Source organism: Halorubrum sp. C191, from assembly GCF_002727095.1.
Classification (GTDB): Archaea; Halobacteriota; Halobacteria; order Halobacteriales; family Haloferacaceae; genus Halorubrum; species Halorubrum ezzemoulense.
Genome location: NZ_NHNZ01000070.1, coordinates 1 through 1,183, shown reverse-complemented (window position 1 = coordinate 1,183; position 1,183 = coordinate 1). Strand labels below are relative to the sequence as shown.

The 1,183-nt window shown below is 55.9% G+C and carries 1 protein-coding gene; it reads left to right on the top strand.

What is annotated here, in order from left to right:
- A partial coding sequence (locus Z052_RS05990) for an IS4-like element ISH30 family transposase (RefSeq protein ID WP_099288907.1) occupies positions 1-1,170 on the top strand: 1,170 nt, incomplete at its 5' end.
- Positions 1,171-1,183: the final 13 nt, after the last annotated feature.

Sequence of the window (1,183 nt, the reverse complement as noted above, 5' to 3'; positions counted from 1 at the left end):
GCTGCTGGATCAGATCGCTCTATTCAGGCATTTCTCGAACGGTTTGTCGAAATGGCTGACTGTGACGAACTCGCTTATCCAACCTTCCACGGCTGGTTTTCACCCGCGTTCGTTGCACTCCTGCGAGAGATTCTCGATGACGCCATCGAGAATCTCGAACCGGGACAAACCGACCTCAGCGGACGTCTCGAACGCTTTCGAGACGTCCTCATTGTTGACGCTTCTATCATCACACTCTACCAAGACGCTACAGACGTCTACGCAGCGACTGGCGAAGATCAAGCTGGCGTGAAGCTTCACCTCACAGAATCACTCTCAACCGGACTTCCTACGCGTTTTCAAACGACTGACGCCAAAACGCAGGAACGGAGCCAGCTACCCACCGGCGAGTGGGTAGCTGGCGCACTCGTCTTACTCGATCTCGGCTTCTACGACTTCTGGTTGTTCGACCGTATCGACCAAAACGACGGCTGGTTCGTCTCACGGGTCAAAGATGACGCAAACTTCGAGATCGTCGAAGAGCTTCGCACATGGCGGGGAAACAGTATTCCACTCAAAGGCGAGTCGCTGCAGGACGTCCTCGACGACCTGCAGCGACAGGAGATCGACGCTCGGATTACCCTCTCATTCGACCGCAAGCGAGGGTCGGGCGTCAGCACGACCCGAACGTTCCGACTCGTCGGTGTGCTCAACGAGGACAGCGATGAGTACCATCTCTACCTAACGAATCTTGCCAGAGACAACTACCACGCGCCCGATATCGCACAGCTCTATCGGGCGCGCTGGGAGATTGAGCTGCTGTTCAAGGAACTCAAATCGCGCTTCGGTCTCGATGAGATCAATACGACAGATCCCTACATCATCGAAGCGCTGATCATCGTAGCGGCGCTCTCGCTGCTGATGAGCCGCGTTATCGTGGATGAACTCCGCAAATTAGACGCAAAGCGGCAGGGGAGCGACGACGACGCGGCCGCGTCGTCGACGCGTCTTCCACGTCGTCGGTGTTCTCATGCGCTCGAACGTCACGCACACCTAGTCCAGCTGTACCTGATGCTGGATCTCGGGTATGAACTGCCAGATCTCGACGAATTGCTGTTGTGGTCGTCACGAGATCCAAATCCACATCGACCAAGATTACGTGAGCAGGTTGAGTCAGGCGAGTTCTGGTAGAAACTCGCCTGAC